This is a genomic window from Microbulbifer agarilyticus S89, from assembly GCF_000220505.1.
Lineage (GTDB): Bacteria > Pseudomonadota > Gammaproteobacteria > Pseudomonadales > Cellvibrionaceae > Microbulbifer > Microbulbifer agarilyticus_B.
In genome coordinates this window covers 75,497-100,179 of sequence record NZ_AFPJ01000034.1, presented here as the reverse complement: position 1 = coordinate 100,179, position 24,683 = coordinate 75,497, and the positions used below count along the sequence as shown (strand labels likewise).

Sequence of the window (24,683 nt, the reverse complement as noted above, 5' to 3'; positions counted from 1 at the left end):
ATAAGGGGACTAGCCACCCACAATCAGCTTGCGGGTACGGCGGGTACCCAACGGCGAGCTGTCCACCACCTCACCGGCATAGCTGACGGTGGTCGCCGCCGCGTTGCCCAGCATCAGGTTAAATGGCGCCTCACCGGTCAGCTCCACCGTCGAGCCCGCGGGCTGCAGGCGCGACAACAGCTTGTTGCCCGTCGCATCCACCACTTCAATCCACGCTTCTTCGCTGAAGCTAAGGGATAGCGCGGCGTCAGGAATACCTACCGCTGCTGTCGGCGTTTCTTCCGCCGCCGCAGGCAATTCCGCCGCTGCGGGTAATGTAGGCGTGGCAGAAACCGCGGCGACTTCCGGCTCAGATACCGTCTCCGGCTCGGACACGGCCTCTGGCTCGGGCCCAGTCTCCGGTGAAGCAGACAGGGCCTCGGCGAGATCGGTTGGCGCCGGCTCGACTGCGGCCTCAATTTCCGACGCTGCAACTTCAACGGCGTCCGCAGCAGGCTCTCCCACAGCGGCGTTGGACTCAATGGCTTCCACCATCGCAATTGGTGCTTCTGGTACCCGCTCGGCCTCCTGGGCCGCCTCGGTAAAGGCCGGATCGACGTTTGCAGCGGGCGTACCACCCTGCAGGCCAAACCACCAGTAACCGCCGGCCGCGGCAATCGCCAGCACCAGCACCAGCGGACGGAACGAGGAATCGCCACTCGACTCACCGGCACCGCCCACCTTCATGCCGCGGGGCATCTCGGGAATATGGGGCGTGGAATTGTCCGGCGCCTGCTGGGCAAACATGTCCAGCAATGGCTCCGCGTCGAGGCCCAACTCTTTACAGGCATTGCGGATGTAACCGCGCACATAGATGGCGCCGGCCAGGCGATCAAACTCGTCCTGCTCCAAAACCTTGAGCTTATCCGGTGACATACACAGGCGACTGGCCAGCTCTTCAACTTCAAGCCCGGCCTGTTCGCGGGCGGCGCGCAACTGGCTACCGACGGACAATGCGGAAGGCTGCTCGGCGGCGTGTTCGGTAGAATCTGCGACGGAATCGTTACTGCTCATTTTCGGCCTTCATCTCCTGGTATTTCAGCGTTTCTGCTGAATAGGGAAACAGGTTCTTCAGCGCCAGGGCGTAGCTGCGCTCCTTGTCCCGGTTACCGAAAATCTTCTCGATACGGATACCGAGCCACAGGGATTGCGGTACCTGCCGGCTCTTTTCCGCGTAGCGATCCAGGTACTGCTTGGCTTCTGCGTAGTCCCGCTTCTGGAACTTGAGCTCAGCCAGCTCTAACAAGGCCACCGGCAAACCGGGGCTCAGGGCCAGCGCCTTGGTGAAGGCGCGCTCAGCACCTTCGAGCTCACCCAATCTCAACTCGGCACGCCCCAGGTTGGCCAGCGCGTATGAGCGGCGGTTGTAGGAGAGATCTTCAGACGCCGTCAGGAATTGGGCTTTCGCTTCGGCGTAGCGCTCCTGCTGATACAGGAACACCCCGTAGTTCACCCGCGCCATGGAAAAGTCGCGGTCGAAGCGCAGGGCTTTTTTGAAATGGGATTCGGCCACGTCCAGCTCGCCGTCTGCCTGATACAGCAGCGCGAGGCCGTGGTGGGCACGGGGGTCTTTCTTGCCCAGCTTGAGCGCTTCCTGGAAGTGATGGCGGGCCATCTCCCGATTGTCGCTGCCACTTTGCAGATAGCGCAGGCCCAACTGAATATGGGTCTCGCGGGCCTTGTCGAGATCAATGGCCTTGCCGCCTGGGCCGGTGCTGACACAGCCACCCAACAGCAGGGTAATGAACAACCCGGCGAGCAGCGCCGACTTGGAATTTCTTGCTAACACTAGCCTCACCTTATCGTTATCGGGTGCGTACAACCCCGCACGCCAACTCCATTCGGCGATGCTCAGCAGCAATCGAGGCGGTTACGCCTGGCCAACAATCCGTACTGGGCGCTCGGCGTTGCGATAGCGCTCGGAGCGACGGGTACGGTCGTTTACTTGGCCGGCCAGCTGACCACAAGCCGCATCGATATCATCGCCACGGGTGGTACGCACGGTTACGGTATAGCCTTTGTCCAACAAAATCTGTTGAAAACGTCGCAAAGCGTTATTGCTGACCCGCTGGTAGTCGGACAGCTCAAACGGATTGAAGGGTATCAGATTTATCTTCACCGGCACATCACGCAGCAGCTCGGCCAACTGATGCGCATGCTCCGGGCGGTCATTCACCTCCCGGATCATGGTGTACTCGATGGTCATCTTACGGTGGTTGTCCGGCATATTCTCGATGTAACGCTGGGCGCTATCGAGCAGCATGGCGATGGGGTACTTTTTGTTGATCGGCACCAGCTCGTTACGCAGCTCGTCATTGGGCGCGTGCAGGGAGATCGCCAGGCTCACATCGGTGACCTCGGCCAAGCGGTCCAGCGCGGGCACCACACCGGAGGTACTCAGGGTTACCCGACGCTTGGAGATGCCGTAGGCATTGTCTTCCATCATCAGGTTCATGGAATCAACCACGTTGTCGAAATTGAGCAGGGGCTCACCCATACCCATCATCACGACATTGGTAACCTTGCGCGGGCCATTTGGCTGCAGTTGGCCAAATGACTTACACGCGATCCACACCTGGCCAATAATCTCGGCCGCGGTCAGGTCGCGGTTAAAGCCCTGCTTGCCGGTGGCGCAGAAGCTGCAATCCAGGGAACAGCCGACCTGGGAGGAAACACATAAAGTGCCGCGGTCGCCATCGGGGATGTAGACGGTCTCGATCACATTGCCGCCGGTGACTTCGATCAGCCACTTGCGGGTGCCATCGGCGGAGTCCATCTGTTTCAGGACCTTGGGTGCACGCACTTCGGCGATCTCGGACAGCTTGGCGCGCATGGCCTTGCTGACATTGGTCATCTGCTCGAAATCGTCCACGCCATTCTGGTGAATCCACTTCAATACCTGCACCGCGCGGAAGCGCTTCTCGCCCAAACCGGCAAAAAAGTCCGCTAGCTTGTCCACGGACAGGCCCAGCAGGTTCACTTTTTCGGTTTGTACTGTTTCAACAGTCGCGGTCATGGATTCACCTTGCACCGGTCGCGGTGCGGAAATTGCAGTAACGGCAAAGCGTTGCAGGGATTGCAAGAGCCCGCGTTGCGGCAGGCTCCTGCGAAGGCACGAACTGGATTAGCGTGCGCAGATTTCTTCGGCAGCGAAGAAGTAGTTCACTTCGCGCTCAGCGGAAGCCGCAGAGTCGGAACCGTGAACAGCGTTCGCGTCGATGCTGTCAGCGAAGTCGGCGCGGATGGTGCCGGCGTCAGCTTCTTTCGGGTTGGTCGCGCCCATCAGGTCGCGGTTGGCCAGAATCGCGTTTTCGCCTTCCAGAACCTGTACAACAACCGGGCCGGAAGTCATGAATTCAACCAGATCCTTAAAGAAAGGACGCTCTTTGTGCTCGGCGTAGAAACCTTCAGCCTTCTCCTGGGACAGCTGAACCATTTTCATGGCAACAATGCGCAGGCCGGCTTTTTCAAAGCGGCTTTCGATTTCGCCGATTACGTTCTTGGCTACGGCGTCTGGCTTGATGATGGACAGGGTACGTTCCACGGCCATGATTTTCTCCATTTCTAGGTTTTGAAAAAAGTTGTCTTAAATCAGATACGAAAAGAGCAACTGACGTTGCTCTTCCCTGAATTCTCTCAGCTCGCAAAACTGTCGATTAATTAACCAACAGTGATCGCGGAGCGCGGATTATACGCGCAGACGCGTGAAGTGTGTACTGCAGAACTGACTACTCGTTCTCTTCGATCCACGCCGCCTGAATGGCCTCGAGGATCTTCTCCCCGCAGCGCTCCGGATCGTCGTCAAAATCCGGCAAATCCATCACCCACTTGCGAAGATCGACGAAATTAACCGTCAGGGGGTCAATGTCGGGGTGGCCATCGCTCAATTCGATGGCAATATCGTGAATATCCGTCCACTTCATAACCCAATGCTCCCTGCCGGTTTAGTGCTTTTCCGAAACCTGGTTGATGGTGTATTTGGGAATCTCCACTACCAGATCTTCCTGCTCTACCACTGCCTGGCAGGATAGGCGAGATTCGGGCTCCAGACCCCAGGCTTTGTCCAGTAGGTCCTCTTCCAGCTCGTCCGGCTCCTCCAGAGAGTCAAACCCTTCACGCACGATGACATGACAGGTGGTACACGCGCAGGACTTCTCACACGCGTGCTCAATGTGGACACCGTGCTTCAGCGCGGCATCACATACGGTAATACCGGGATCTACCTCGACAACCTTGCCCTCCGGGCACAGCTCTTCATGGGGTAGGAAAACGATTTTCGGCATATTTCATTACTCTCGTTCGATGACCGCCCTGCGGGCGTGTCAGATCGCCCTCAGGGCTTATCAAATTCATCCAGGCTGTGGCCCTGCATGGCGCGTTTGATGGAGGAATCCATACGGCGGGCGGCGAAGGGCTCGGACAGGGTGTTGAGCGCTTCGACCTGGCTGCGAATCTCGTCCGCGGTACCCTCGTTGTGGGCCTGCCGCAAGCCCTGCATGGCCTGCTCAAGTTCGCTCAGCTCAGCCTCACTCAGCAGTTCCGCGCCATTTTCCTGCAGGGCAACAAGCATCGCCTCCAGGGTGCGCTCGGCCTCCACCTGCGCCTCGCGCAGTGCGCGTGCCGCAATATCTTCCTCGGCATTGGCGTAGGAATCCTGCAGCATACGCGTGATATCGGTGTCCTCAAGCCCATACGATGGCTTGACGGTAATCTCGGCCTGCACCCCACTGCTTTTTTCCATTGCGGTCACCGACAGCAAACCATCCGCATCCACCTGGTAGGTCACACGGATATGCGCCGCGCCGGCCACCATCGGCGGGATACCGCGCAGCTCGAAACGTGCCAGCGAACGACAGTCGGCCACCAGCTCGCGCTCGCCCTGCACCACGTGAATGGCCATCGCTGTCTGGCCATCCTTGAAGGTGGTGAACTCCTGCGCCTTGGCCACGGGGATGGTGGTATTGCGGTGAATGAGTTTCTCGGTGAGGCCACCCATGGTTTCAATACCTAGGGACAGCGGAATCACATCCAGCAACAGCAGGTCTTCGCGGGACTTGTTGCCCACCAGTACATCCGCCTGAATCGCAGCGCCAATGGCCACAACCTTGTCCGGGTCGATATCCGCGTGGGGCTCTCGACCAAAGAATCCCGCCACCTTTTCGCGCACACGCAAGGTACGCGTAGAGCCGCCAACCAGCACGACTTCTGCCACATCTTCCGCAGACAGGTCCGCGTCGCGCAGCGCGCGTTTGCAGGCGCGCAGGGTTTTGCCAATCAGCGGGTCTAGCAGCTCGGCGAGCTTTTCTCGGCTCAACGAGCCATTCCAGTCGCGATAGGACACCGCAACCGCTTCTTCCACAGCCAGCGCCTCTTTCGCCGCACAAGCCGCATCCAGCAACTTGCGCTGGGTACCCGCGTCCAGATCGGTGCCGAGCTCTGCCTCGGCGGCGACCCACTCGGCCACCACACGGTCAAAGTCATCCCCACCGAGCGCGCTGTCGCCGCCGGTGGAAAGCACCTCAAAAACGCCTTTCGACAGGCGCAAAATGGAGATATCAAAAGTACCGCCACCCAGGTCGTAGACCGCGATGGTTTTGTCGGCAACGTCGCCGCCGTCTTCGGTTTTATCCAGACCGTAGGCGACTGCTGCCGCGGTAGGCTCGTTCAGCAGGCGCAACACTTTCAGGCCGGCCAGCTTGGCCGCATCTTTGGTCGCCTGACGCTGTGCATCGTCAAAATACGCCGGCACGGTGATTACCGCACCATCCAGCTCGCCCCCGAGAGAAGCCGTACCGCGCTGTGCCAGCACCTTGAGTATTTCCGCCGACACCTGCACCGGGTTTACCGCGCCGGCAACGGTTTCGATGGCGGGCATACCGCCGGTATCTTCGGCAAAGTGATACGGCAGTTGCTCACCGAAATGTTTGATGTCCGCGAGTCCGCGCCCCATCAACCGCTTGATGGAAACCAGCGTGTTATAGGGGTCCTCTCCGGCGGCGGCGCGCGCAGCATAACCGACTTCGACACCAGCACCGGTATAGCGCACCACAGACGGCAGGATGGCTTTGCCATCCTCCGCCGGCAAGGCTTCCGCAGTGCCGCTGCGCACCGTTGCCACCAGGGAATTGGTGGTGCCTAAGTCGATCCCTACCGCGCGCTTGCGCTGATGTGGTTCGGGAGTCTGGCCTGGTTCGGAAATCTGCAGTAATGCCATAGGTCTGTATTAATCCAGTAAATCTTCTTCGAGCTCTTCGATTTGCCGCTGCAACTTGGCAAGAAACTGCAGCTTCGACAGCGCACTTTCACCATCTTGCAGCGCATCCGCGGCCAGTGCAGCGGAAAATGCCTGCTCCTGCGCCTTGAACAGGCTGGCGGCTTCAGCACCAAGCTCGTCCAGCTCGGCCTCCGGGTCGGACGCCTCACGCACCTCTTCGAGACGCTCGCGCAACATCATCTGCTGCATCAGAAAGGTGCCATCGGCGGTGGTTTGCTCCGCCTTTATCTCTACACCACGCAACTGCAACAGGTAGGCCGCACGGGCCACCGGATCCTTCAGCGTGTTGTTGGCTTCGTTGATCTGCGCCGCGTACTGCATCGCCAGCATTTGCTCGCGGTCAGATTTCGCGGCGAAGCGATCCGGGTGGAACTCCTGCTGTAGTTCGCGGTAGCGTTTCGCCAGCGCCTGGCGGTCCACCTGATAGCCAACTGGCAAACCAAAAATTTCAAAATGATTCTGCTGCATAGGATCTTGCTAAATCGCCTGCTGAACGGGGAGCATCATAGAGCGCATCGTCCAATAACAAAAAGGCCGGCATGCTTGTGCGCACCCGGCCCTGTTGCTGCTGCGCTCAAGCGTTAAACGTGAAAGCTCTCGCCGCAGCCGCACTCATTTTTCACATTGGGGTTTTTGAACTCGAAGCCCTCGTTCAACCCCTCCTTCACGAAATCCAGCTCAGTGCCGTCCAGATACGCAAGGCTCTTGGGGTCGACGATTAGCTTCACATCGCCCGCGTCAAACACCTGATCTTCCGCCTGCGCTTCGTCGACAAACTCGAGCACATACGCCATACCGGAGCAGCCGGCGGTTTTCACGCCGACCCGGATACCGATACCTTTACCGCGACTGGCCAGCTGTTTGGCCACGTGTGCCCGGGCCGCTTCGGTCATGGTAATTGCCATATCGGTGCTACTCCTTACTTCTTAACCTGGTTGTGCGGATGCTACTTAGCTACTTAGTTAGCCCGCAGCCTGCTCGGCTTCTTCACCGCGCTTCTCGCGAATGTTCTTCACTGCCGCTTTAATCGCGTCTTCCGCTAGTACTGAGCAGTGAATTTTCACCGGAGGCAAGGCCAGCTCTTCGGCAATCTCGGTGTTTTTGATCTGTGCCGCTTCATCCAGGGACTTGCCTTTCACCCACTCGGTCAGCAGGGAGCTGGAAGCGATGGCGGAGCCGCAGCCGTAGGTCTTGAACTTGGCGTCTTCAATGATGCCGTTGTCATCCACCTGAATCTGCAGGCGCATCACGTCACCACAAGCGGGGGCGCCGACCATGCCGGTGCCCACGTTATCCGCTTTGTCGTCCAAACGACCGACATTGCGGGGGTGTTCATAGTGGTCAATTACTTTATCGCTATAGGCCATGACTATACCCTCTCAAAAAGTCTCAATTACTGCGCCGATGCGTTAGTGTGCTGCCCATTCGATGGTGCTGAGGTCAACACCATCCTTGTACATATCCCACAACGGGGACAGCTCACGCAGTTTTTCTACTGCCTTTCTTACTTCTTTGGCCGCGGTATCTACGTCCTGTTCCGTAGTAAAACGGCCAAAACTAAAGCGCAGAGAACTGTGGGCCAGCTCATCGTTCACGCCCAGAGCACGCAGTACATAGCTCGGCTCAAGGCTGGCAGAGGTACACGCGGAGCCGGAGGAAATGGCCAGGTCCTTCAGGGACATGATCAGGCTTTCCCCCTCCACAAACGCGAAGCTTACATTCAGGTTTCCGGGTACACGCTGTTCTGCGGAACCATTGATATGCACTTCTTCCATATCGCTAATCTGGCTCCAGAACCGCTCGCGCAGGGCCAGGGTGCGCTTGGCTTCGTCCGCCATTTCCTCTTTGGCAATGCGGAAAGCCTCACCCATACCCACGATTTGGTGGGTCGGCAGGGTACCGGAGCGCATGCCGCGCTCGTGACCACCACCGTGCATCTGCGCTTCCAGGCGCACACGCGGCTTGCGGCGTACATACAAAGCGCCAATGCCTTTGGGACCGTAGATTTTGTGGGCGGAGAAGGACATCAGGTCGACTTTCATTTCCGCCAGATCGATATCGATCTTGCCGGGGCTCTGCGCGGCGTCCACGTGGAAAATCACCTTGCGCTCACGGCACAACTCGCCAATCGCGGCAATGTCGTTGATCACACCGATTTCATTGTTTACGTGCATCAGGCTCACCAGGATGGTGTCCTCACGCATGGCTTCCGCTACCTGCTCCGGATAGACGATGCCGTCTTCCTTCGGGTTCAGGTAGGTCACTTCAAAGCCTTCGCGCTCCAGCTGGCGACAGGTATCCAGAACCGCCTTGTGCTCGATCTTGGAGGTAATGATGTGCTTACCGCGACCCTGGTAAAAATGCGCAGCGCCCTTGATTGCAAGGTTGTCAGATTCGGTGGCACCACTGGTCCAGACGATTTCACGGGGATCGGCGTTGATCAGCTCGGCGACATGACGACGCGCATCCTCAACCGCTTCTTCCGCTTTCCAGCCATACAGGTGGGAGCGGGAGGCCGGGTTACCGAAGTTGCCTTCCATCGTCAGCTGCTCCGCCATTTTACTGGCGACGCGCGGGTCTACCGGACAAGTTGCCGAATAATCCAGATAAATGGGAAGCTTCATAATCTTTTGTCTCCACTCGCTGGCTCTTGCCAACGCCTTACAGCTGTCATTAATGCGTAGATAACACTTTCAACAATCATGAGTCAGGCGGTTTGCCTGATCAGGCGGCCGGCACCTTACTGCAGGCCACCAATAATCGCCACTTTCTGCTCGCCGGCATCGCCCAGAGCGTCGCCGCGACGATCTTGGCGACGAGCCACTTCCTGCACCTCGGCACGCTTCACCATGTCCTCCAGGCTGATGCCGTTGAGGAAGCCATGAATTTGCTCACTGAGATCGGTCCACAGGTAATGGGTCAGGCACTGCTCACCGGCGGAGCAGTCACTGTTGCCACCGCAACTGGTGGCGTCCACGGATTCGTTTACCGCATCGATAATTTCCGCCACGCAGATCTCTGCGCTCGCGCGCGACAAGCGGTACCCGCCACCTGGTCCCCGCACACTGCACACCAAGCCGGCTTGACGCAGGCGGGAGAACAACTGTTCAAGGTATGACAGGGATATATCCTGCCGCTTGGAAATATCGGCCAGGCTGATAGGGCCGCGCTCGGCATGCAACGCCAGATCCAGCATGGCTGTGACCGCATACCGCCCTTTGGTTGTCAAACGCATAGACCCTTCCTCCAAGACCGGTTTTACGTGTGCCGGCCGCCGGCGCACCCCGAGTTAGCAGGCGTACACCATCAATTTGGGCGCGAGTATGAAATAACCGACTACTTCAGTCAAGTATATAGCCGAGTAATACACTCGGGTATTTGACGCGTACCTCTACACACGGGAAAAATCTGGCAGCAGACGCAACCTCAGGCGCCCTGGACCCACTAGTCAGGCCGCCCCTTACCCCCGCTGCGGTGGATATGGTTCTGGATCGCGGTGAGCATGCCACGCAGGATGCCGAGTTCCATATCGTCCGGGCGCACACGACTGAACAGTCGACGCAGGCGGGTAATGGTCTGGCGCGGGTTGTCCGGGTCAATAAAGCCCAGCTCCGCCAGCGCCAGCTCCAGGTGTTCGTAATACAGCTCCATATCCTGCGCCCTGGCGGGCGGACGATCCCAGTCGGTGAAGCGCAGCGCTTCGCCCTTGTCCGCTTCCAAGGCGGCCATACGGGCCTCGTAAACCAGCACCTGCACGGCAGTGGCAAGGTTCAGGGAGCTGTATTCGGGATTGGAGGGGATGTGCACATGGTAGTTACACGCCTGCAGCTCATCATTAGTGAGGCCGCGGTCTTCGCGCCCAAACACCAGCGCCACCGGGTGGGTCTGCGCCTCCGCGATTGCGCGCTCACCGCATTCGCGCGGGGTCAGTAGCGGCCAGGGTATCCGGCGCTCGCGCGCACTGGTCGCCACGACCAAACCACAATCTGCAACCGCTTCCTCCAAAGTCTCCACAACCACGGCGGAATCCAGCAGCTCCGATGCGCCAGCAGCGCGCCATACCGCATTGGCGGCGGGGAACTCACGCGGCTGCACCAGGTACAACTGGCTCAAACCCATATTCTTCAGGGCGCGTGCGGCACCGCCAATGTTGCCCGGGTGCGCGCTGTTCACCAGTACAACGCGGATGTTGTCCAGGGCCGCGAGCGCTGACTGGGAAGCCATCTGAGTGGAAGTTTCTGAGGGAGAAATCGCCATGGTGGGTACCGGGGTCTGAGCTGGTTTGCAGGTAGCGAGGCGCTGCACGGCCACTCTACACTTGACTGTTACAAAACGGGCGCGGAGTGTAGCAAAATTGTACGGAAATCCCTACAATCGCGCCGGCCGGCGAGCCCGGCATTGCTTTTTACCAACCACAATCCACAACTGATCGCGGAATCCCTATGGAACCCATGCTGAATATTGCCCTGCGCGCGGCGCGCAAGGCCGGTGAACTGATCGAACGCGCCTGGGAGCGCGGCGACCTGATGAAGTTTGAAGAGAAAAGCCGCAACGATTACGTGACGGAAGTGGACAAGGCCAGCGAGCAGGAAATCATCTATCACCTGCGCAAGGCCTACCCCAAGCACAGCATCCGCGCCGAAGAAAGCGGCGTCATCGAGGGGGCCGAGCCGGAATACGAGTGGATTATCGACCCACTGGACGGCACCACCAATTTTATTCACGGCATGCCGCACTTCGCCATTTCCATCGCCTGTCGCTATAAAGGACAGATCGAACATGCCGTGGTTCTCGACCCAATCAAACGTGAAGAATTCACCGCAAGCCGCGGTCGCGGCGCGGCCCTGAACGGTCGTCGTATTCGTGTATCCAACCGCCAGGGTTTGAACGGCGCCCTGATCGGCACCGGCATTCCATTCAGCGGTGAACGACTGGATAACATCGACGCCTACCTGGCAGCAATGAAAGAGATCGCCGGGCAAACTGCCGGCATTCGTCGCCCAGGTGCGGCCGCACTGGATCTCGCCTATGTTGCCGCCGGTCGTTTTGACGGCTTCTGGGAAATGTACCTGAACACCTGGGATATCGCCGCAGGCTCTCTGCTGGTCAAGGAAGCAGGCGGTCTGATCAGCGACTTCCGCGGTGGCAATAACTACCTGGATTCCGGCAACCTGGTCTGCGCCACGCCGAAGACCTTTAAGCCGCTGCTGCAAATTGTGGGTAAACACATGGGTAAGATTCGCCAGTAGTTCGCCTGTCGCTTTCGGATTGCCCGGCGGCACCCAATCCCCGCCAGCGAATACTTAAAAAAGGGCGCATAAGCGCCCTTTTTTATTGCCCCGTATAACCCCACACCCCCAGCTCAGAGCACCAGTTCAGAGCAGCAGTTCAGAGCACCAGTGCCAGGTCGCATTCGAGTTGCGGCCGCAACGCTTTTTGCAACACCTCATCGAGAGGCACCGGCTTGCCAATGTGATAGCCCTGCACCAGGTCGACACCAATCTTGTCCAGCTTGTCGACGGTTGCCTGATCTTCCACAAATTCCGCAATCGTTCGTGCCTTCAGGCGATGCGCTACCTGATTGATCGATTCCACAATCATCAGATCGACAAAATTCGAATCCACGTGCCGCACAAAACTACCGTCAATTTTGATGTAGTCAATCGCGAAGTTCTTCAAATAGTTAAACGAACTCAGGCCATTACCAAAGTCATCGAGCGCAATAGTGCACCCCATACTGCGCAGCTCCGCGACAAACTGGCTGGCACTCTCCATCTGGTTGATCATTGCCGTTTCGGTGATCTCAACCCCCATCTGGCCGGGCTTTACCGGTGACCCTCGCAGCAATTCAAAAAAGGCCAGCTGAAAAGCGCTGTCACTCAGCGCATCCGCAGACAGGTTCAAGGCAAATTTCAGCCCACTCTCGGCAATTGACTGGGCTTTACGCCCAAAGAATTCTGTCGCCACCCAACTGTCGATTTGCAGCATCAACCCGTAACGTTCTGCAGCCGGAATAAATGCACCGGGAAAAATAATCTCCCCGTTGCTATCGAGCATGCGCACCAGAATCTCATAATGATGAATGTCTGCCGGATTTCCCGGCGTGGCAATCGGCTGGGCGTACAGGCGAAAATTCCCACTGTCCAGCGCCACCCGAATCCGCGAAGCCATATGGATTTCACGATGCTGTTCCGCCGCCGCGCTGTGATCGGGCTCGTACAGCATCACTACGCCCCGCCCGCTGTGTTTGGCCGAGTAGCAGGCCACATCGGCCTGACTCATCAGGTCGGCGACCTGGCTATTCTCATGGGAAATCTCCGTCACCCCGACGCTAGCGCCAACATCGAATATGCGGCCACCCCACGGGAAACGCAGCGCAATGATCTTGCGCACCATTTGCTCGCAGCGGGCAATGCCCTGCTCCTTGGTGCAGTCCCGCAACAGGATCCCAAATTCATCGCCACCCAAACGCGCAACCTGGTCTGATGCGTGCAGGTGACTGCGGAGAAAACGCGCGACATTTTTCAGAAGCGCGTCACCCGCCTGGTGCCCGGCGCTATCATTGATCACCTTGAAGCGATCCAGGTCCATATATGCCAACACATGGACCCGGCCAGAGTTCCGCACCGTACTAACCGCCTCCAACACGTCACGTCGGAATGCTTCCCGGTTGGGTAGACTGGTTAGTTGATCGTGGCTCGCCTTGTAGCGCAACTGCCGAATAAGCTGCCGCGTTTCCGTAACATCCTGGAACACCAGCACTGCGCCGAGCAGCTCGCCGTTACAGGAACGCAGTGGCGAAGCGGAGCACTTTACGTCATAGCCACTGCCATCGCGATGGTAAAGCACCGCACCTTCTGCCGATAACACCGGCCGATTCTCGGTCAGGCATGCTTCCGCCGGGCTCGGGACGCGCTCACTGCCGCGCCCACTCGAGAGATTCAGGATGGTGTCAATTGGCTTGCCCTGCACCTCTTGCAGTTTCCAGCCAGTGAGCTGCTCGGCAACGGGATTCATAAACGTAATACTGCGGTGCTGATCCGTTGCAATAACCGCATCCGCAATCGCATCCAGGGTCACCTGTAAACGCTCTTTTTCCTCTTCCAGCGACTGCGCCATCTGTTTATTTTCGGTAATGTCCCGAAGCACCCCGATCAAACGCTGCGACCCATCGCCATCATTCGACTCCATTATGTGGGCAACCTCGTGAATCCAGCGCACAGCACCAGCGTCCGTGCGCACGCGATACTGGCAATCAATATCCGCAGCACGGCCATCGATATGCGCAGCTTGCGCCTCCGCCAGTCGCTGCCGGTCTTCATCGACCAGTCGCTGCAGCCAATCGCTTCTGCTCTTCAGGTTGGAGGGCTCAATGCCGATACCGCTGCCGAGCCATTCAGAAAAGAACATATTGCCGGCAACAAGATCCCAGTCGTACACCACCTGTCCGGTCACGGCCAGAGAAAACTTCCAGCGCTCCTCTGCGCGCGCCAGTTGGTGTTCACTGCATTTGCGCCAGTCAATATCCTCTACCTGAACAACCACATATTGTGGCTCACTGTTACTTCCCCGTGCTATGGAGCAGGACCAGTGTCCCCACAGTTGCTTGCCATCTTTACGGGTAAAACACAGCTCGGCGTCCTGCACAAAACCAAATTCCAGGTCGAGTAATGGGCGCTCAAAACCCTCCTCCTGCCGGTGTATACCAATCCCGTATGGAGGGATCGAAACAACTTCGTGAATACTCATTCCGCGCAGTTCGACATCCGTAAAGCCGATAAAGCGGCAAAAGCTGGGGTTGGACTGGATAATGCGGTTGTCGAGTGAAACCAGCAGCATGCCGATACGCGAGGATGCCATCGCCGCACGAAAGCTGCTTTCGACTTCAATGATTCGTTGTCCGCGCTGGCGCTCCACACGCGATACCACCGCCATGATATAAGCGGGCAACACTGCAGCGTACAACGGCAATAGATCCAGCGAACCCTGAACTTCACTGGCTCCCACCGGGAGCCATGGCAAGCGACCGGAGAATGCCAGTAGCTGGGCCACGATGGCGATAAATATCAGCAGTAGCGACTGAAAGATTTCCAGTCGCGAGGCGGCCCAGATTAAAGGGAGCGAGACGAATACAAAGGGATGCGGGAAGGTAAAAAGCAGTAGAAACACCCCGGTCAGAGCGAGTACAGAAACCGTGAGAAAACGGGAACTCGTTTGCAGGCCGAACTCGGAAGCACGATTCCCCGACAGCCACAAGTAGACGATCGGGAAAAACACGCTGATACCAATCACGTCGGCGAGGTACCAAACGAGAAAGACATCGGCAAACGGTAATTCGGCAAACCTGAAAGCGACAAATGCTCCGAAGCCCGCACCGGCGAACGTCGGCAGCAGCGCACCCATCGCGATAAATTTCAGCCAGCGCCCGGTGCCATCAAAAAAATCGCCTTTCGCACAGCAAAACCGCAGCAGCCCGGCCGCAACACTTGCCTCAATTACGCCGGCAAGTGAGTACAGGGGCGCCACTGTACTATCGATCCCCGACATCACCGCCGCTACAAGCGAGCCTGCATACGATGCGAGCAATAAGACCGGCCACGACGCGTAGGTGTAGCGGAACAAATACGCGATGGTTAACGCATCTGCCAGCCAGACTGCGGCAATTCCATCGCTAATGGAAAGGTAGTGTTTACACAGATAGGCAAGGGCACAGCAGCCCAGCGCAAGCACTAGGGCTGCGGACCACAAACCGGCAGACTTTGGCGGCTTTGGACCCGCGGTGGGCAACCCAAACACCTCTTGTTGGCTGCCTTCAAGTTGCGCATGCGCGATCATCGACCCGGGTTTCCCTTTTGTTAACTATTCTTTTTCTCTTGTCCCGCTGCGCTAGCAAGGCACTGTGGTCTCAGGGCATTTTGGTGGTTCGGTCTTCCGGCGCCGCCAGATCTCGTCAGGTCTAGCCGCCATCCTGCGCAAACTCGAAAGCCAGGCCGCGCCGCAGCACTTCCGAGAGCCGTGCCAGGTCATAGTTGATCGGGACATGCACGTCCACGCCGTGAGCTGGCTGATCCATAATACCCACCAGTGGAATGCGGGCGGTTGCGGGATCATCACGAAGGATATTGGAAAACTCTTTGAGCGAGACACCGTGCAAGTCATCGTCGACCAAAATCAGGTCCGGCCGCGAAGTCCGCGCACTGAAAATGCCTTTCATCGCATCGTTACTCACCTGCACCACCGCTTGTTCCACCGACGACAACACCACGCGTAAGCGATTTGCGTTGGCGCTGCGACTCGTCACATAGAGCAGGCGACAGGGGGGCAGCGCCTGCGCATAATCCGGGCGTGCCGCCATTCGCAGCACTTCACTGGGGGCATCATTCATAAGGAAGTCGATCCAAAATACTGATCCCTGCCCCTCTTCGCTATCGAAGCCGATACGCCCGCCCATGGCTTCGGTGAGCTGCCGCGCAATCGCCAACCCTACCCCGGTACCTTCAATCTTGCCCTGTTCTGCACCGAGCCGATTGAAGGGCTCAAAAACCTGAGGCTGCTTGCTGGCAGGGATACCGCATCCGGTATCCAGCACGCTCAGGCGAAGCCAACCCTCTGCCTGCGGGGCGAGAGAAATAACCACCCGGCCATTTTCCCGGTTGTATTTGATTGCATTCCCAACCAGGTTGAGCACCACCTGCTTGAAGCGCACCGGGTCCGCGAGGATATATGCCCGCTCCCAGCCCAGTGGCTCAAAGGTAAGGTTCACCTTGCGTGTTTCCGCCAGCGGCTCCAGCAGCTGGCGGCAGTCGGCTACCAGATTCGCTGGCTGCACCAGTTCAATCGAGGGTGCGAGACGGTTGCTGTCAATTCTCGCGAGATCCAAAACATCACCCACCAGGTGCAGCAGGTGTTGCCCGGCCTTGCGAATTTCCGCCAGGCGCAGGCGCTGGTCCGGGTTAACGCTCTGATCCAGCTCAACCATCTGGCTGAACCCCAAGATGGCATTCAGCGGCGTGCGCAACTCGTGCCCCAGGCTGGAGATCAGCTCAGCCCGGTCTCTACTCTCCTGTTGCAGGCGCAGCAACTCTTGCTCGGCTTGCAACTGCTTCTTTTTACCGGCGGTAATGTCCTGTAATGTGCCCACGACACGAATGGGCTGGCCACCACTGCTGGTTTGCAGGTTGCCGCGGCAACGCACCCAGATCACGTGACCCTGCTGGTGTTTGAGACGATATTCCACATCCAGAGGCAGGCGTTCGCGCACCGTATCCTCCATCGCCTGCTTCACCTCGGGGTAATCATCCGGCAGCATGTGGGTCTTCCAGCGGGCCAGTGCCGCCCTCGCATCCGCATCACTTTGCCGCCGCGGATAGCCGAGCAATTGCCAACACGCTTCGCTGAGTACGACCTCATCAACGCGCAGGTCCCACTCCCAAAAGCCATCCCCGACCGCATCGAAAGCATTTTGCAGTCGCTCACCAGAAAAGCTCGATGGACCACGCGCTTCCAGCGGCTCACTGTAATCTGTGCAGCCCCCCAGGAAAAAACGTTTCCCCGCGGGGTCGGTAAACGCCCGCGCCCACAGACGCAACCAAACGGGTTGTCCGTCGCGAGAGGCGGCGCGGAACGCCGTATCCACAAACGCACCCTGTTGTGCCAGGCGGTTGCGCAGTGCCCGCACTGCATCTCGTTCATCCGCGTGCACCAAGCTGAGGTCGCCACTCCATACGCTACTGAGGGCAACCTCCGGGTTTTCATGCAGCTGCTGCCAGACGTTGCCGGTGGCGCGCTGCGCTCCGGTCTCCGGGTGCCACTCCCAAAACCCCTGATGAACATTCAGCAGCAGGCCGTGCAGATACTGCACCTGCGCCAACGCCTGCTCAGCGCCTAAACCCGCCAACTCTCCGGGAGTAGCAAGTAAGAAGTCGCCAGCATTGGGTTGGGAGAGAGTCGTTTTCGACACCGTATTACCGTGACCGTAATATCGCGAGTGCTAAATATCGCCAGGAAAGGCCGTAGATGACAGCCAGATTACGGCTAGTGAATCACTTATTGCGGGATAAAAAAAGGCCCCGCAATGCGGGGCCCAAAATAGCGATGATGAGAGAAAACGGGAAGTCACGCATTATTTCGTTTGCCATAACCCGTGATGGATTCCCGGAGCATGGATCTTTCGACCCATGCCGTAGTTATTGCAACTGGTGTGCCAACTTTTTAGCAAAGGCGAAAAAAACGGAAAAAAGTCCCGGCATCGCAAAAAGTGTACGCAAATCAACCAACCCAAAACGCGTTTGAGTGAAATAGCTGTGCTATACACAATGGTTCTACCGATAAATGACAACGGTTGACCCATCTTTGAACGCAAAAATCCACTTGCGCACCAAAAGGATGCAAACTGCGACCATTTGGTGAATATGTGACTTTCTATCCAGCTCATTGTGTAACCACATGCTCCGAAATCGGCCCATTTGCGCAAGCCCGAGGGCAAAACAGGTCTCACAAACAGGGTTTCCGGGCAGAAGTGCCCTCTAATAACGTGTCCCAAAACGGCATCTGCGGTAGGATTTGTGTTTCGGTTCGCGTGCTGCGCGACGAACCGAGATCGGTAGGCTCTAACAAGGTTGTAAAAATATGAAAGCAGTTCCCGAAGCCCCCCGTATCTGGCTCACGACGATACTCTTCGCCAGTACCGGGCTGGCGGCTGTGACCCTGGTTCCGCTATACGGTTTCATGGTCGGATACCACTGGTATCAATGGCTGGCGTTTGCTGTGCTGGGCGCCTTTTGCGGCTTCTCCATCACCGCCGGCTACCACCGTCTCTGGTCACATCGCACCTACGAGGCACACTGGTCCCTGCGCCTGTTTTATGCGCTGTTTGGCGCCGCGGCACTTCAGAATAGCGCGCTGATCTGGTGTTCTGGCCACCGCCGCCACCACCGCCACTGCGATGACAATGAGCAGGACCCTTATTCTGCCAAGCGCGGATTCTGGTTCTCCCATATCGGCTGGATGCTGCGCGAGTATCCCAGCGGTGAAGTCGATTTCGATAACGCGAAAGACCTGCAGCGCGACAAAATCGTCATGTGGCAGCACAACAATTACATCGCCATCACCATCGCCATGAACGTTGGTGTCCCTCTGGTCCTGGGCCTGCTCACCGGCGATGTGCTGGGCATGCTGCTGCTGGCGGGTATCCTGCGCATTGTGGTCAACCATCACACCACCTTTTTTATCAACTCCCTTGCGCATATCTGGGGCCGCCGCCCTTACACCGATGAAAATACTGCCCGCGACAACGATTTGCTGGCGTTTTTCACCTTTGGCGAGGGTTACCACAACTATCACCACATCTTTCAGACCGATTACCGCAACGGCATCCGCTGGTACCAGTGGGATCCCACCAAGTGGCTGATCAAGACCGCTAGCTGGGTTGGCCTGGCAAGCAATCTGAAAACCGTGCCGGCCATGCGTATCCAGCGCGCAATGCTCACCATGCAGTTCAAGCGTGCGGAGCAAAAACTGGAGAACTCCAAGCACAAAGAGGGCTGGAAGCAACTGCTGGAGCGCGAGGCACAAGACTTCTCCGAGTCACTGGCTGAGTGGAAAGAGCTGCAGCAGCAGCGCTACGAAAACGCCCGTGAACGCCTGGTGGAGAAGTGGGAGAATGCCGCCATTCGCACGCGCGTCAAAGAGCTGGAATACAGCCTGAAGATGCAGCGCAAACGGCTGCAAATCATGATGGAGCAATTCCACCTCGCTCCTGCGGCGGCATAAACAACGAAGAGGCGATCCATTTGGATCGCCTTTTTTGTATGTACCGGGATCGCCGATGAAGACTTGAACGCCGCCAGATATGCACTATAAACATAAGAGAAGGCAAAACTTCCCTTTTGAACCAATCGCCCCGAAACCGATCGCCCGGCGACGAAAACCATAATGACATCCATCAATGAGAAGGCGCGTAGATGAAGACGTTCAAACAGGCCCACGAAGTACTCAAAGAAGCCCAGAAGTTTCACCTGGATATGGCTGGCGTTTACCAGCAGCTACTGGAAAACGCCCAGGATAATCGCACGCAACTGCTGCTCAAACACCTCCACGAGCACGAACTGCGCATGGCCAACAACCTGAAAAATTACGGAGCCGTCGCCGAACAGAAGGTGATGCAGACCTGGTTGCAATACACGCATGAAGAATCTGCCGGTGAACTGGTACAGAAGCTCTACCTGAGCGACAAGCCTTCCATCGACGAGATCAACAAGCTCGGCCAGGAAGTGGACCGATACTTCTCGGAGCTGTATCACTCGGTTTACGGCTCCATCGAGTCGGCGGAAGTGAAGGAGGTGTTCGAGAACCTGAAGCATATTCAGGACAAGGAACGCATCACTTTGTCCATGGCCACCAACTCCCTGTGGGATATGTAACTCGGGTATTTATTCATTCAATGCGGCGTCACCCTGCCGCTCCACATTTTGCGCCACAATGCGCCCACATTACGCCCGCCCTATGCACCCCGGCATCCGGGTGCCAGTGTGACTCACGTCCAATTCTCTGCACGACGGCCAAAAAACTGGCGCAAAAAATCACAAAAATGACGCTTATATAAAAACCGGCAGTTGCCTCGGCAACACCCGATTGCTATTTTGACAGCGATGTCATTTCATGACGCCGAAGTTCAAGCGTCGCATTCTTATAAAAATAATCTGCCGCAAGGTGAACAATCTATGATCAGCAATCCGCTCAGGCTCGGTCTGGTGACCGCTGCCATGCTCTCTGCCGGACACGGCTACGCCGCTGTCGACTGCACCACTCTCCCGTTGTGGGAAGCGGGCCCCTCTTACAACGGTGGTGCTCAGGTCCAGCACAATGACAATGCCTATCAGGCGAACTGGTGGACCCAGAACCAGGACCCGGAACAGTTCTCTGGTCCCTATCAGGAATGGACCCTGTTGGGCGCCTGTGGCGACACGACTCCGCCGCCGCTCACACCGCCCCAAGGCTCGGTATCCGCGCCCACCGCCGGGGCAACGTTTAACGAAAATGACAGCGTTGTCTTTAGCGTCACAGCCTCAGATGCCGACGGCCAGGTAACCGCCGTTGAGTTCTTTGTCGACGGCACCCTGATCGCCACGGACACCGCTGCCCCCTGGCAAACTACATGGACCGCAGTCGCCGGCACGCCCAGCCTGAGCGCTCGCATCACCGATAACGACGACCTCAGCACCACCACCGCAGCGGTTGCTATCACCGTGGACGAAATCGTGGTTGGCCCGGTCCCGCCACAAGTCAACATCACCGCACCATCGAATGGTTCCAGCCATACCACCGGTGACACACTGACTATTAGCGCCAACGCGTCCGATGCGGACGGGAGCGTGACTCAGGTGGAATTCTATGTGGATGGCAACCTGGTCAGCACCGACACCAGTGCGCCCTACAGCACCCAGTGGAGCGCCACCCTCGGCGATTACACCCTCTCCGCCGTGGCGACCGACAACGACGGCCAGACCGCAAGCGCCGAATCCAGCATCTCGGTTGCCGATGAGCAAGTCGTGATTGGCGACCACCCTTGCCGCCCGGACGGCCTATACACCACGCCGGGCACCGCGCCCAACTACTGCGACATCTACGACGGTGAAGGTCGCGAGGACATGGGCGCTGACCACCCGCGCCGTATCATCGGCTACTTCACCAGCTGGAGAAACGGCGCCAACGGGCAGCCGAGCTATCTGGTGAAAGACATCCCATGGGGCAAGATCACCCACATCAATTACGCCTTCGCGCATGTAGCCAGCGATTACTCCGTCTCCGTCGGCAATACCGACAATCCGGATAATCCCGCCACCGGCATGGAATGGCCGGGCATCGCCGGCGCGGAAACCGATCCCGACTACGCCTACAAGGGCCACTTCAACCAGCTGTCCAAATTCAAGGAACAGTACCCGGAAGTGAAGACTCTGGTCTCCGTAGGCGGCTGGGCGGAAACCGGCGGCCACTTCAATGAGAATGGCGACCGCGTTAACGATGGTGGTTTCTACACCATGACCACCAACGCCGACGGCAGCATCAATCATCAAGGTATCGAAGCCTTCGCCAACTCCTCTGTGGCGTTTATCCGCGAGTACGGCTTTGACGGTGTGGATATCGATTACGAATACCCCACCAGTATGAATGACGCCGGCAACCCGATGGACTTCGGTATCGCCAACCCGCTCCGTGGCTCCCTGATGGAGTCTTATGTTGAGCTGATGCGGGTACTGCGTGAAAAACTGGACGAGGCCGGCCAGCAGGACGGCACCCATTACATGCTGACCATCGCCTCGCCGTCTTCCGGGTACCTGTTGCGCGGCATGGAGACCATGCAGATCACCCAGTATCTGGATTACGTCAACATCATGACCTACGACCTGCACGGGGCGTGGAATGAATATGTGGGGCACAACTCCGCGCTGTTTGATAACGGCAACGACCCGGAGCTGGCAGCGGCCAGTGTGTACAGCACTTCCCAGTACGGTGGCATTGGCTACCTGAACATTGACTGGGCGGTGAAATACTTCCGTGGCTCCATGCCCGCAGGGCGTATCAATGTGGGTATCCCCTACTACACTCGCGGCTGGCAGGGCGTATCCGGCGGCACCAACGGCCTCGGCGGCTCCGCAGCACTGCCGGCGCAGTCCGAATGTCCAGAAGGCACCGGCGGTGCGGCTGACTGCGGTCACGGTGCCGTCGGCATCGACAACATGTGGCACGACCTGGACGAAAACGGCAACGAGATGGGCGCCGGTTCCAATCCAATGTGGCATGCCAAGAACTTGGAGAACGGCATCCTCGGCAGCTACGTCACCGACTATGGCCTCGACCCGGCTGGCAATCCGGACGACGCGCTGGTTGGCACCTATGCGCGCAACTACGACAGCGTGTCCGAGGCGCCCTGGCTGTGGAACGCGCTGAAGAGCGTGTTTATCTCGACCGAAGATGAAGAGTCCATGGACGCCAAGGTGCAGTACGTGATTGACCAGGGTGTGGGCGGCATCATGTTCTGGGAGCTGGCCGGCGACTATAGCTGGGACGCGGCAAAGGGTGAGTACTACATGGGCGATACTCTCACCACCCTGGCCTACGACAAGTTCGCCAATGCCAGCGACTACCGTCACCTGCGCACCGACCGCGCGGTACCCACTGAAGCGCTGAATATCGGCATCGAGGTCACCGAGTTCAAGCTCGGCGATCAGAACTATCCGCTGAACCCCAAGATGTATATCACCAACAACACCGGCGGCACCCTGCCCGGCGGCACCGTGTTTGAGTTTGATATGCCAACCTCCACTTCCAACATCATCACCGACCAGAGCGGTGCCGGTCTGGAAGTGATTGAGGACGGCGCCAATGCCAGTGGCGGTAACGTGGGCGGATTGGAAAATGAGTTCCACCGTGTGCGCTTCAGCCTCCCCGCATGGCAAGACCTGGCCGACGGTGAAAGCTGGGACATGACGCTCAACTATTACCTGCCGGTCTCTGGCCCACAGGCCTACACCGCGACCATTGACGGCACCGCTTATGCGCTGGCCTTCGAGTACCCGGATCTGCCACTGGCCGATCTCTCCAGTGGCGGCTCTTCAAGCAGCAGTTCCTCTGGTGGTAGCTCATCAGGTGGCAGTTCTTCCGGGGGCGGCAGCGACAGCTGTAGTGCCCAGGGTGTCAGCACCGCTGGACTGGTTACTTATCCGGATTGGCCGCAAGGCGGCAATGCGGTCGCCGGTGACCTGATCATCCACGACGGCAGCGTGTATCGCGCCAAGTGGTGGACCCAGTCCGTGCCGGGCACCGCCGATGGCAGCTGGGAGTTTGTCTGCAACATCTAACGCATTAACGAAATGGTATTTCCCGGCCGGCGGCGCAGCGCCGGCCAACTCTCACAGGATGGATTGCCTTAACAAACTGGTTTTTTAAAATTCTCTCTGCGTTGTGACCGATAGGAATTTCCTTTACAGGATTTGCTCCTATGTTTGCCCCGACTAACCGTCGGGGCTTTTTTTGTTTTGGGTCATCGTGAATGCTGCGGGCGATAAGCCGTATTATCGTACGACAGCATTCTGGCCCTCGATTTTGTACAACTGATTTCAGTCAAAAAGCAGTAACCATGACCAAGAAAAAACAACGACTTGCATCCGTCGATGCCCTGCGCGGCTTTGACATGTTCTGGATTATCGGCGGCGAGGCCCTATTTCTTCCCCTGTTTGCACTCACCGGCTGGTCGATTTTCCAGTTCGGTCATGCACAAATGCAGCACACACCCTGGCATGGATTTACGTTTTACGACCTTATTTTCCCGCTGTTTATTTTTCTATCTGGGGTGACGCTGGGCCTGGCTAATAAATCGTTGCGGGGCCTGCCAGTGAGCCAAAGGGCACCGGTGTATCGCAAGGCGACGAAACGCCTGCTCCTGCTTGTTTTGTTGGGAATACTTTACAACCATGGCTGGGGTACCGGCATCCCCGCCGACCTCAGTGAAATTCGCTACGCCAGTGTGCTGGCGCGCATCGGCTTTGCCTGGTTTTTCGCGGCAATGATCGTATGGCACTTCGGTATCCGCTCCCAGTACATCATTACCGCAAGCATTCTGCTCGGCTACTGGCTAGTACAGGCCACTGCCGGCAATTACACACCCGATGGCTCGGTAAATGCGTGGGTGGATCAGCACTTTTTGCCCGGTATCACCTACCAGAACCGCGCGTATGACCCGGAAGGTGTTCTGTCTACCATCCCGGCTATTGCCAATGCGCTGTTCGGAGTTTTCGCCGGCCGCTGGCTGAGTAAACATGCTGGCGACCACAAGGCAATCCTGAAAGGGTTATTTGCCGCGGGCGTAGCCTGCCTCGTAGCTGGCTATGTGTGGCACTCGGTTTACCCGGTGAACAAGGAACTGTGGACCAGTTCGTTCGTATTGATCACCTGCGGCTGTTGCTTACTTTTACTGGGACTTTTCTATCTGCTTGTGGATGTATGGCACTGGAATTCCTTCACCTATTTTTTCTCGGTGATCGGTTGCAACGCCATTCTGGTGTATCTCGGTACCAGCCTAGTGAACTGGCAGTATTCGAGTAAAGGTGTGTTTGGTGGTATTGCTGCCGCCTTGCCGCAAGACGCGGGGATCTTAGTGATTGCTTGTGGAGTGATACTGCTGCAGTGGCTGGTGTTGCGCTTTCTGTTCAAGCGGGGGATTTTTATTAGCCCCTAAGAAATAGGGGCTCTGTTACCTATGCGCTCAGATTGCCCTGCAGTAGCGGCCAAGCACTGGGTGTGGATTTTCGGGACCGAGCTAGGCGCTCCCCTGTGAACCCATCCCTGGGCGCTTCGGCGCAAACATCCTGTT

20 protein-coding genes are annotated in these 24,683 nt (G+C 57.8%); 5 read left to right on the top strand and 15 right to left on the bottom strand.

Going from position 1 to position 24,683, the window contains the following annotated elements; translation table 11 throughout:
* Positions 1-9: 9 nt before the first annotated feature.
* The 13 genes from AS89_RS0110540 to trmJ all read right to left on the bottom strand — a co-directional run bounded on the left by AS89_RS0110540 (position 10) and on the right by trmJ (position 10,537).
* The gene (locus AS89_RS0110540; protein WP_010132570.1) at positions 10-1,053 is read right to left on the bottom strand and encodes a RodZ domain-containing protein; all 1,044 of its coding nucleotides are present in this window, start codon (positions 1,051-1,053) and stop codon (positions 10-12) included.
* The gene (pilW, locus tag AS89_RS0110535) at positions 1,043-1,828 is read right to left on the bottom strand and encodes a type IV pilus biogenesis/stability protein PilW (protein ID WP_010132569.1); all 786 of its coding nucleotides are present in this window, start codon (positions 1,826-1,828) and stop codon (positions 1,043-1,045) included. The genes AS89_RS0110540 and pilW overlap by 11 nt, the downstream gene beginning before the upstream one ends.
* 81 nt (positions 1,829-1,909) lie before the next feature.
* The gene (rlmN, locus tag AS89_RS0110530; RefSeq protein ID WP_029249940.1) at positions 1,910-3,055 is read right to left on the bottom strand and encodes a 23S rRNA (adenine(2503)-C(2))-methyltransferase RlmN; all 1,146 of its coding nucleotides are present in this window, start codon (positions 3,053-3,055) and stop codon (positions 1,910-1,912) included.
* 108 nt (positions 3,056-3,163) lie between these two features.
* Complete coding sequence (ndk, locus tag AS89_RS0110525) at positions 3,164-3,589, bottom strand: nucleoside-diphosphate kinase (protein ID WP_010132567.1); 426 nt, start codon at positions 3,587-3,589, stop codon at positions 3,164-3,166.
* 178 nt (positions 3,590-3,767) lie between these two features.
* Positions 3,768-3,962: a Fe-S cluster assembly protein IscX gene (gene iscX, locus AS89_RS0110520; protein ID WP_010132566.1), complete on the bottom strand. Its 195-nt coding sequence runs from the start codon at positions 3,960-3,962 to the stop codon at positions 3,768-3,770.
* A 21-nt stretch (positions 3,963-3,983) separates the two neighbouring features.
* Positions 3,984-4,322, bottom strand: a complete 339-nt coding sequence (gene fdx / locus AS89_RS0110515) for an ISC system 2Fe-2S type ferredoxin (protein WP_010132565.1) — start codon at positions 4,320-4,322, stop codon at positions 3,984-3,986.
* Between the two features lie 50 nt (positions 4,323-4,372).
* Complete coding sequence (gene hscA, locus AS89_RS0110510) at positions 4,373-6,253, bottom strand: Fe-S protein assembly chaperone HscA (RefSeq protein ID WP_010132564.1); 1,881 nt, start codon at positions 6,251-6,253, stop codon at positions 4,373-4,375.
* Positions 6,254-6,262: 9 nt separating this feature from the next.
* Positions 6,263-6,781, bottom strand: coding sequence for a Fe-S protein assembly co-chaperone HscB (gene hscB / locus AS89_RS0110505; protein WP_010132563.1), 519 nt, complete (start codon positions 6,779-6,781; stop codon positions 6,263-6,265).
* A gap of 113 nt (positions 6,782-6,894) precedes the next feature.
* Positions 6,895-7,218, bottom strand: coding sequence for an iron-sulfur cluster assembly protein IscA (iscA, locus tag AS89_RS0110500; RefSeq protein ID WP_010132562.1), 324 nt, complete (start codon positions 7,216-7,218; stop codon positions 6,895-6,897).
* Between the two features lie 57 nt (positions 7,219-7,275).
* Positions 7,276-7,680: a Fe-S cluster assembly scaffold IscU gene (iscU, locus tag AS89_RS0110495; protein ID WP_010132561.1), complete on the bottom strand. Its 405-nt coding sequence runs from the start codon at positions 7,678-7,680 to the stop codon at positions 7,276-7,278.
* 42 nt (positions 7,681-7,722) lie between these two features.
* Complete coding sequence (locus AS89_RS0110490; protein ID WP_010132560.1) at positions 7,723-8,937, bottom strand: IscS subfamily cysteine desulfurase; 1,215 nt, start codon at positions 8,935-8,937, stop codon at positions 7,723-7,725.
* 116 nt (positions 8,938-9,053) lie between these two features.
* Positions 9,054-9,548, bottom strand: coding sequence for a Fe-S cluster assembly transcriptional regulator IscR (gene iscR, locus AS89_RS17335; RefSeq protein ID WP_010132559.1), 495 nt, complete (start codon positions 9,546-9,548; stop codon positions 9,054-9,056).
* A 209-nt stretch (positions 9,549-9,757) separates the two neighbouring features.
* Entirely contained in the window at positions 9,758-10,537 is a 780-nt protein-coding gene (gene trmJ / locus AS89_RS0110480) for a tRNA (cytosine(32)/uridine(32)-2'-O)-methyltransferase TrmJ (RefSeq protein ID WP_010132558.1), read from the bottom strand.
* A gap of 218 nt (positions 10,538-10,755) precedes the next feature.
* Here trmJ and AS89_RS0110475 point away from each other — a divergent pair, with 218 nt between their 5' ends.
* Complete coding sequence (locus AS89_RS0110475; RefSeq protein ID WP_010132557.1) at positions 10,756-11,562, top strand: inositol monophosphatase family protein; 807 nt, start codon at positions 10,756-10,758, stop codon at positions 11,560-11,562.
* Between the two features lie 139 nt (positions 11,563-11,701).
* Here AS89_RS0110475 and AS89_RS17330 read toward each other — a convergent pair whose 3' ends face one another.
* The gene (locus AS89_RS17330; RefSeq protein WP_010132555.1) at positions 11,702-15,148 is read right to left on the bottom strand and encodes an EAL domain-containing protein; all 3,447 of its coding nucleotides are present in this window, start codon (positions 15,146-15,148) and stop codon (positions 11,702-11,704) included.
* A 121-nt stretch (positions 15,149-15,269) separates the two neighbouring features.
* Positions 15,270-17,273, bottom strand: a complete 2,004-nt coding sequence (locus AS89_RS17325) for a hybrid sensor histidine kinase/response regulator (protein ID WP_100169339.1) — start codon at positions 17,271-17,273, stop codon at positions 15,270-15,272.
* A gap of 668 nt (positions 17,274-17,941) precedes the next feature.
* Here AS89_RS17325 and AS89_RS0110460 point away from each other — a divergent pair.
* The 4 genes from AS89_RS0110460 (at position 17,942) to nagX (ending at position 24,548) form a co-directional block, all read left to right on the top strand.
* On the top strand, positions 17,942-19,084 hold the full coding sequence (locus tag AS89_RS0110460; protein ID WP_010132553.1) for an acyl-CoA desaturase: 1,143 nt from the start codon (positions 17,942-17,944) through the stop codon (positions 19,082-19,084).
* A 191-nt stretch (positions 19,085-19,275) separates the two neighbouring features.
* Positions 19,276-19,734: a hypothetical protein gene (locus AS89_RS0110455; RefSeq protein ID WP_010132552.1), complete on the top strand. Its 459-nt coding sequence runs from the start codon at positions 19,276-19,278 to the stop codon at positions 19,732-19,734.
* Positions 19,735-20,034: 300 nt separating this feature from the next.
* Positions 20,035-23,172, top strand: coding sequence for a chitinase C-terminal domain-containing protein (locus AS89_RS0110450; RefSeq protein WP_010132551.1), 3,138 nt, complete (start codon positions 20,035-20,037; stop codon positions 23,170-23,172).
* A gap of 278 nt (positions 23,173-23,450) precedes the next feature.
* Positions 23,451-24,548: a transmembrane glucosamine N-acetyltransferase NagX gene (gene nagX / locus AS89_RS0110445; protein ID WP_010132550.1), complete on the top strand. Its 1,098-nt coding sequence runs from the start codon at positions 23,451-23,453 to the stop codon at positions 24,546-24,548.
* Positions 24,549-24,683 lie beyond the last annotated feature (135 nt).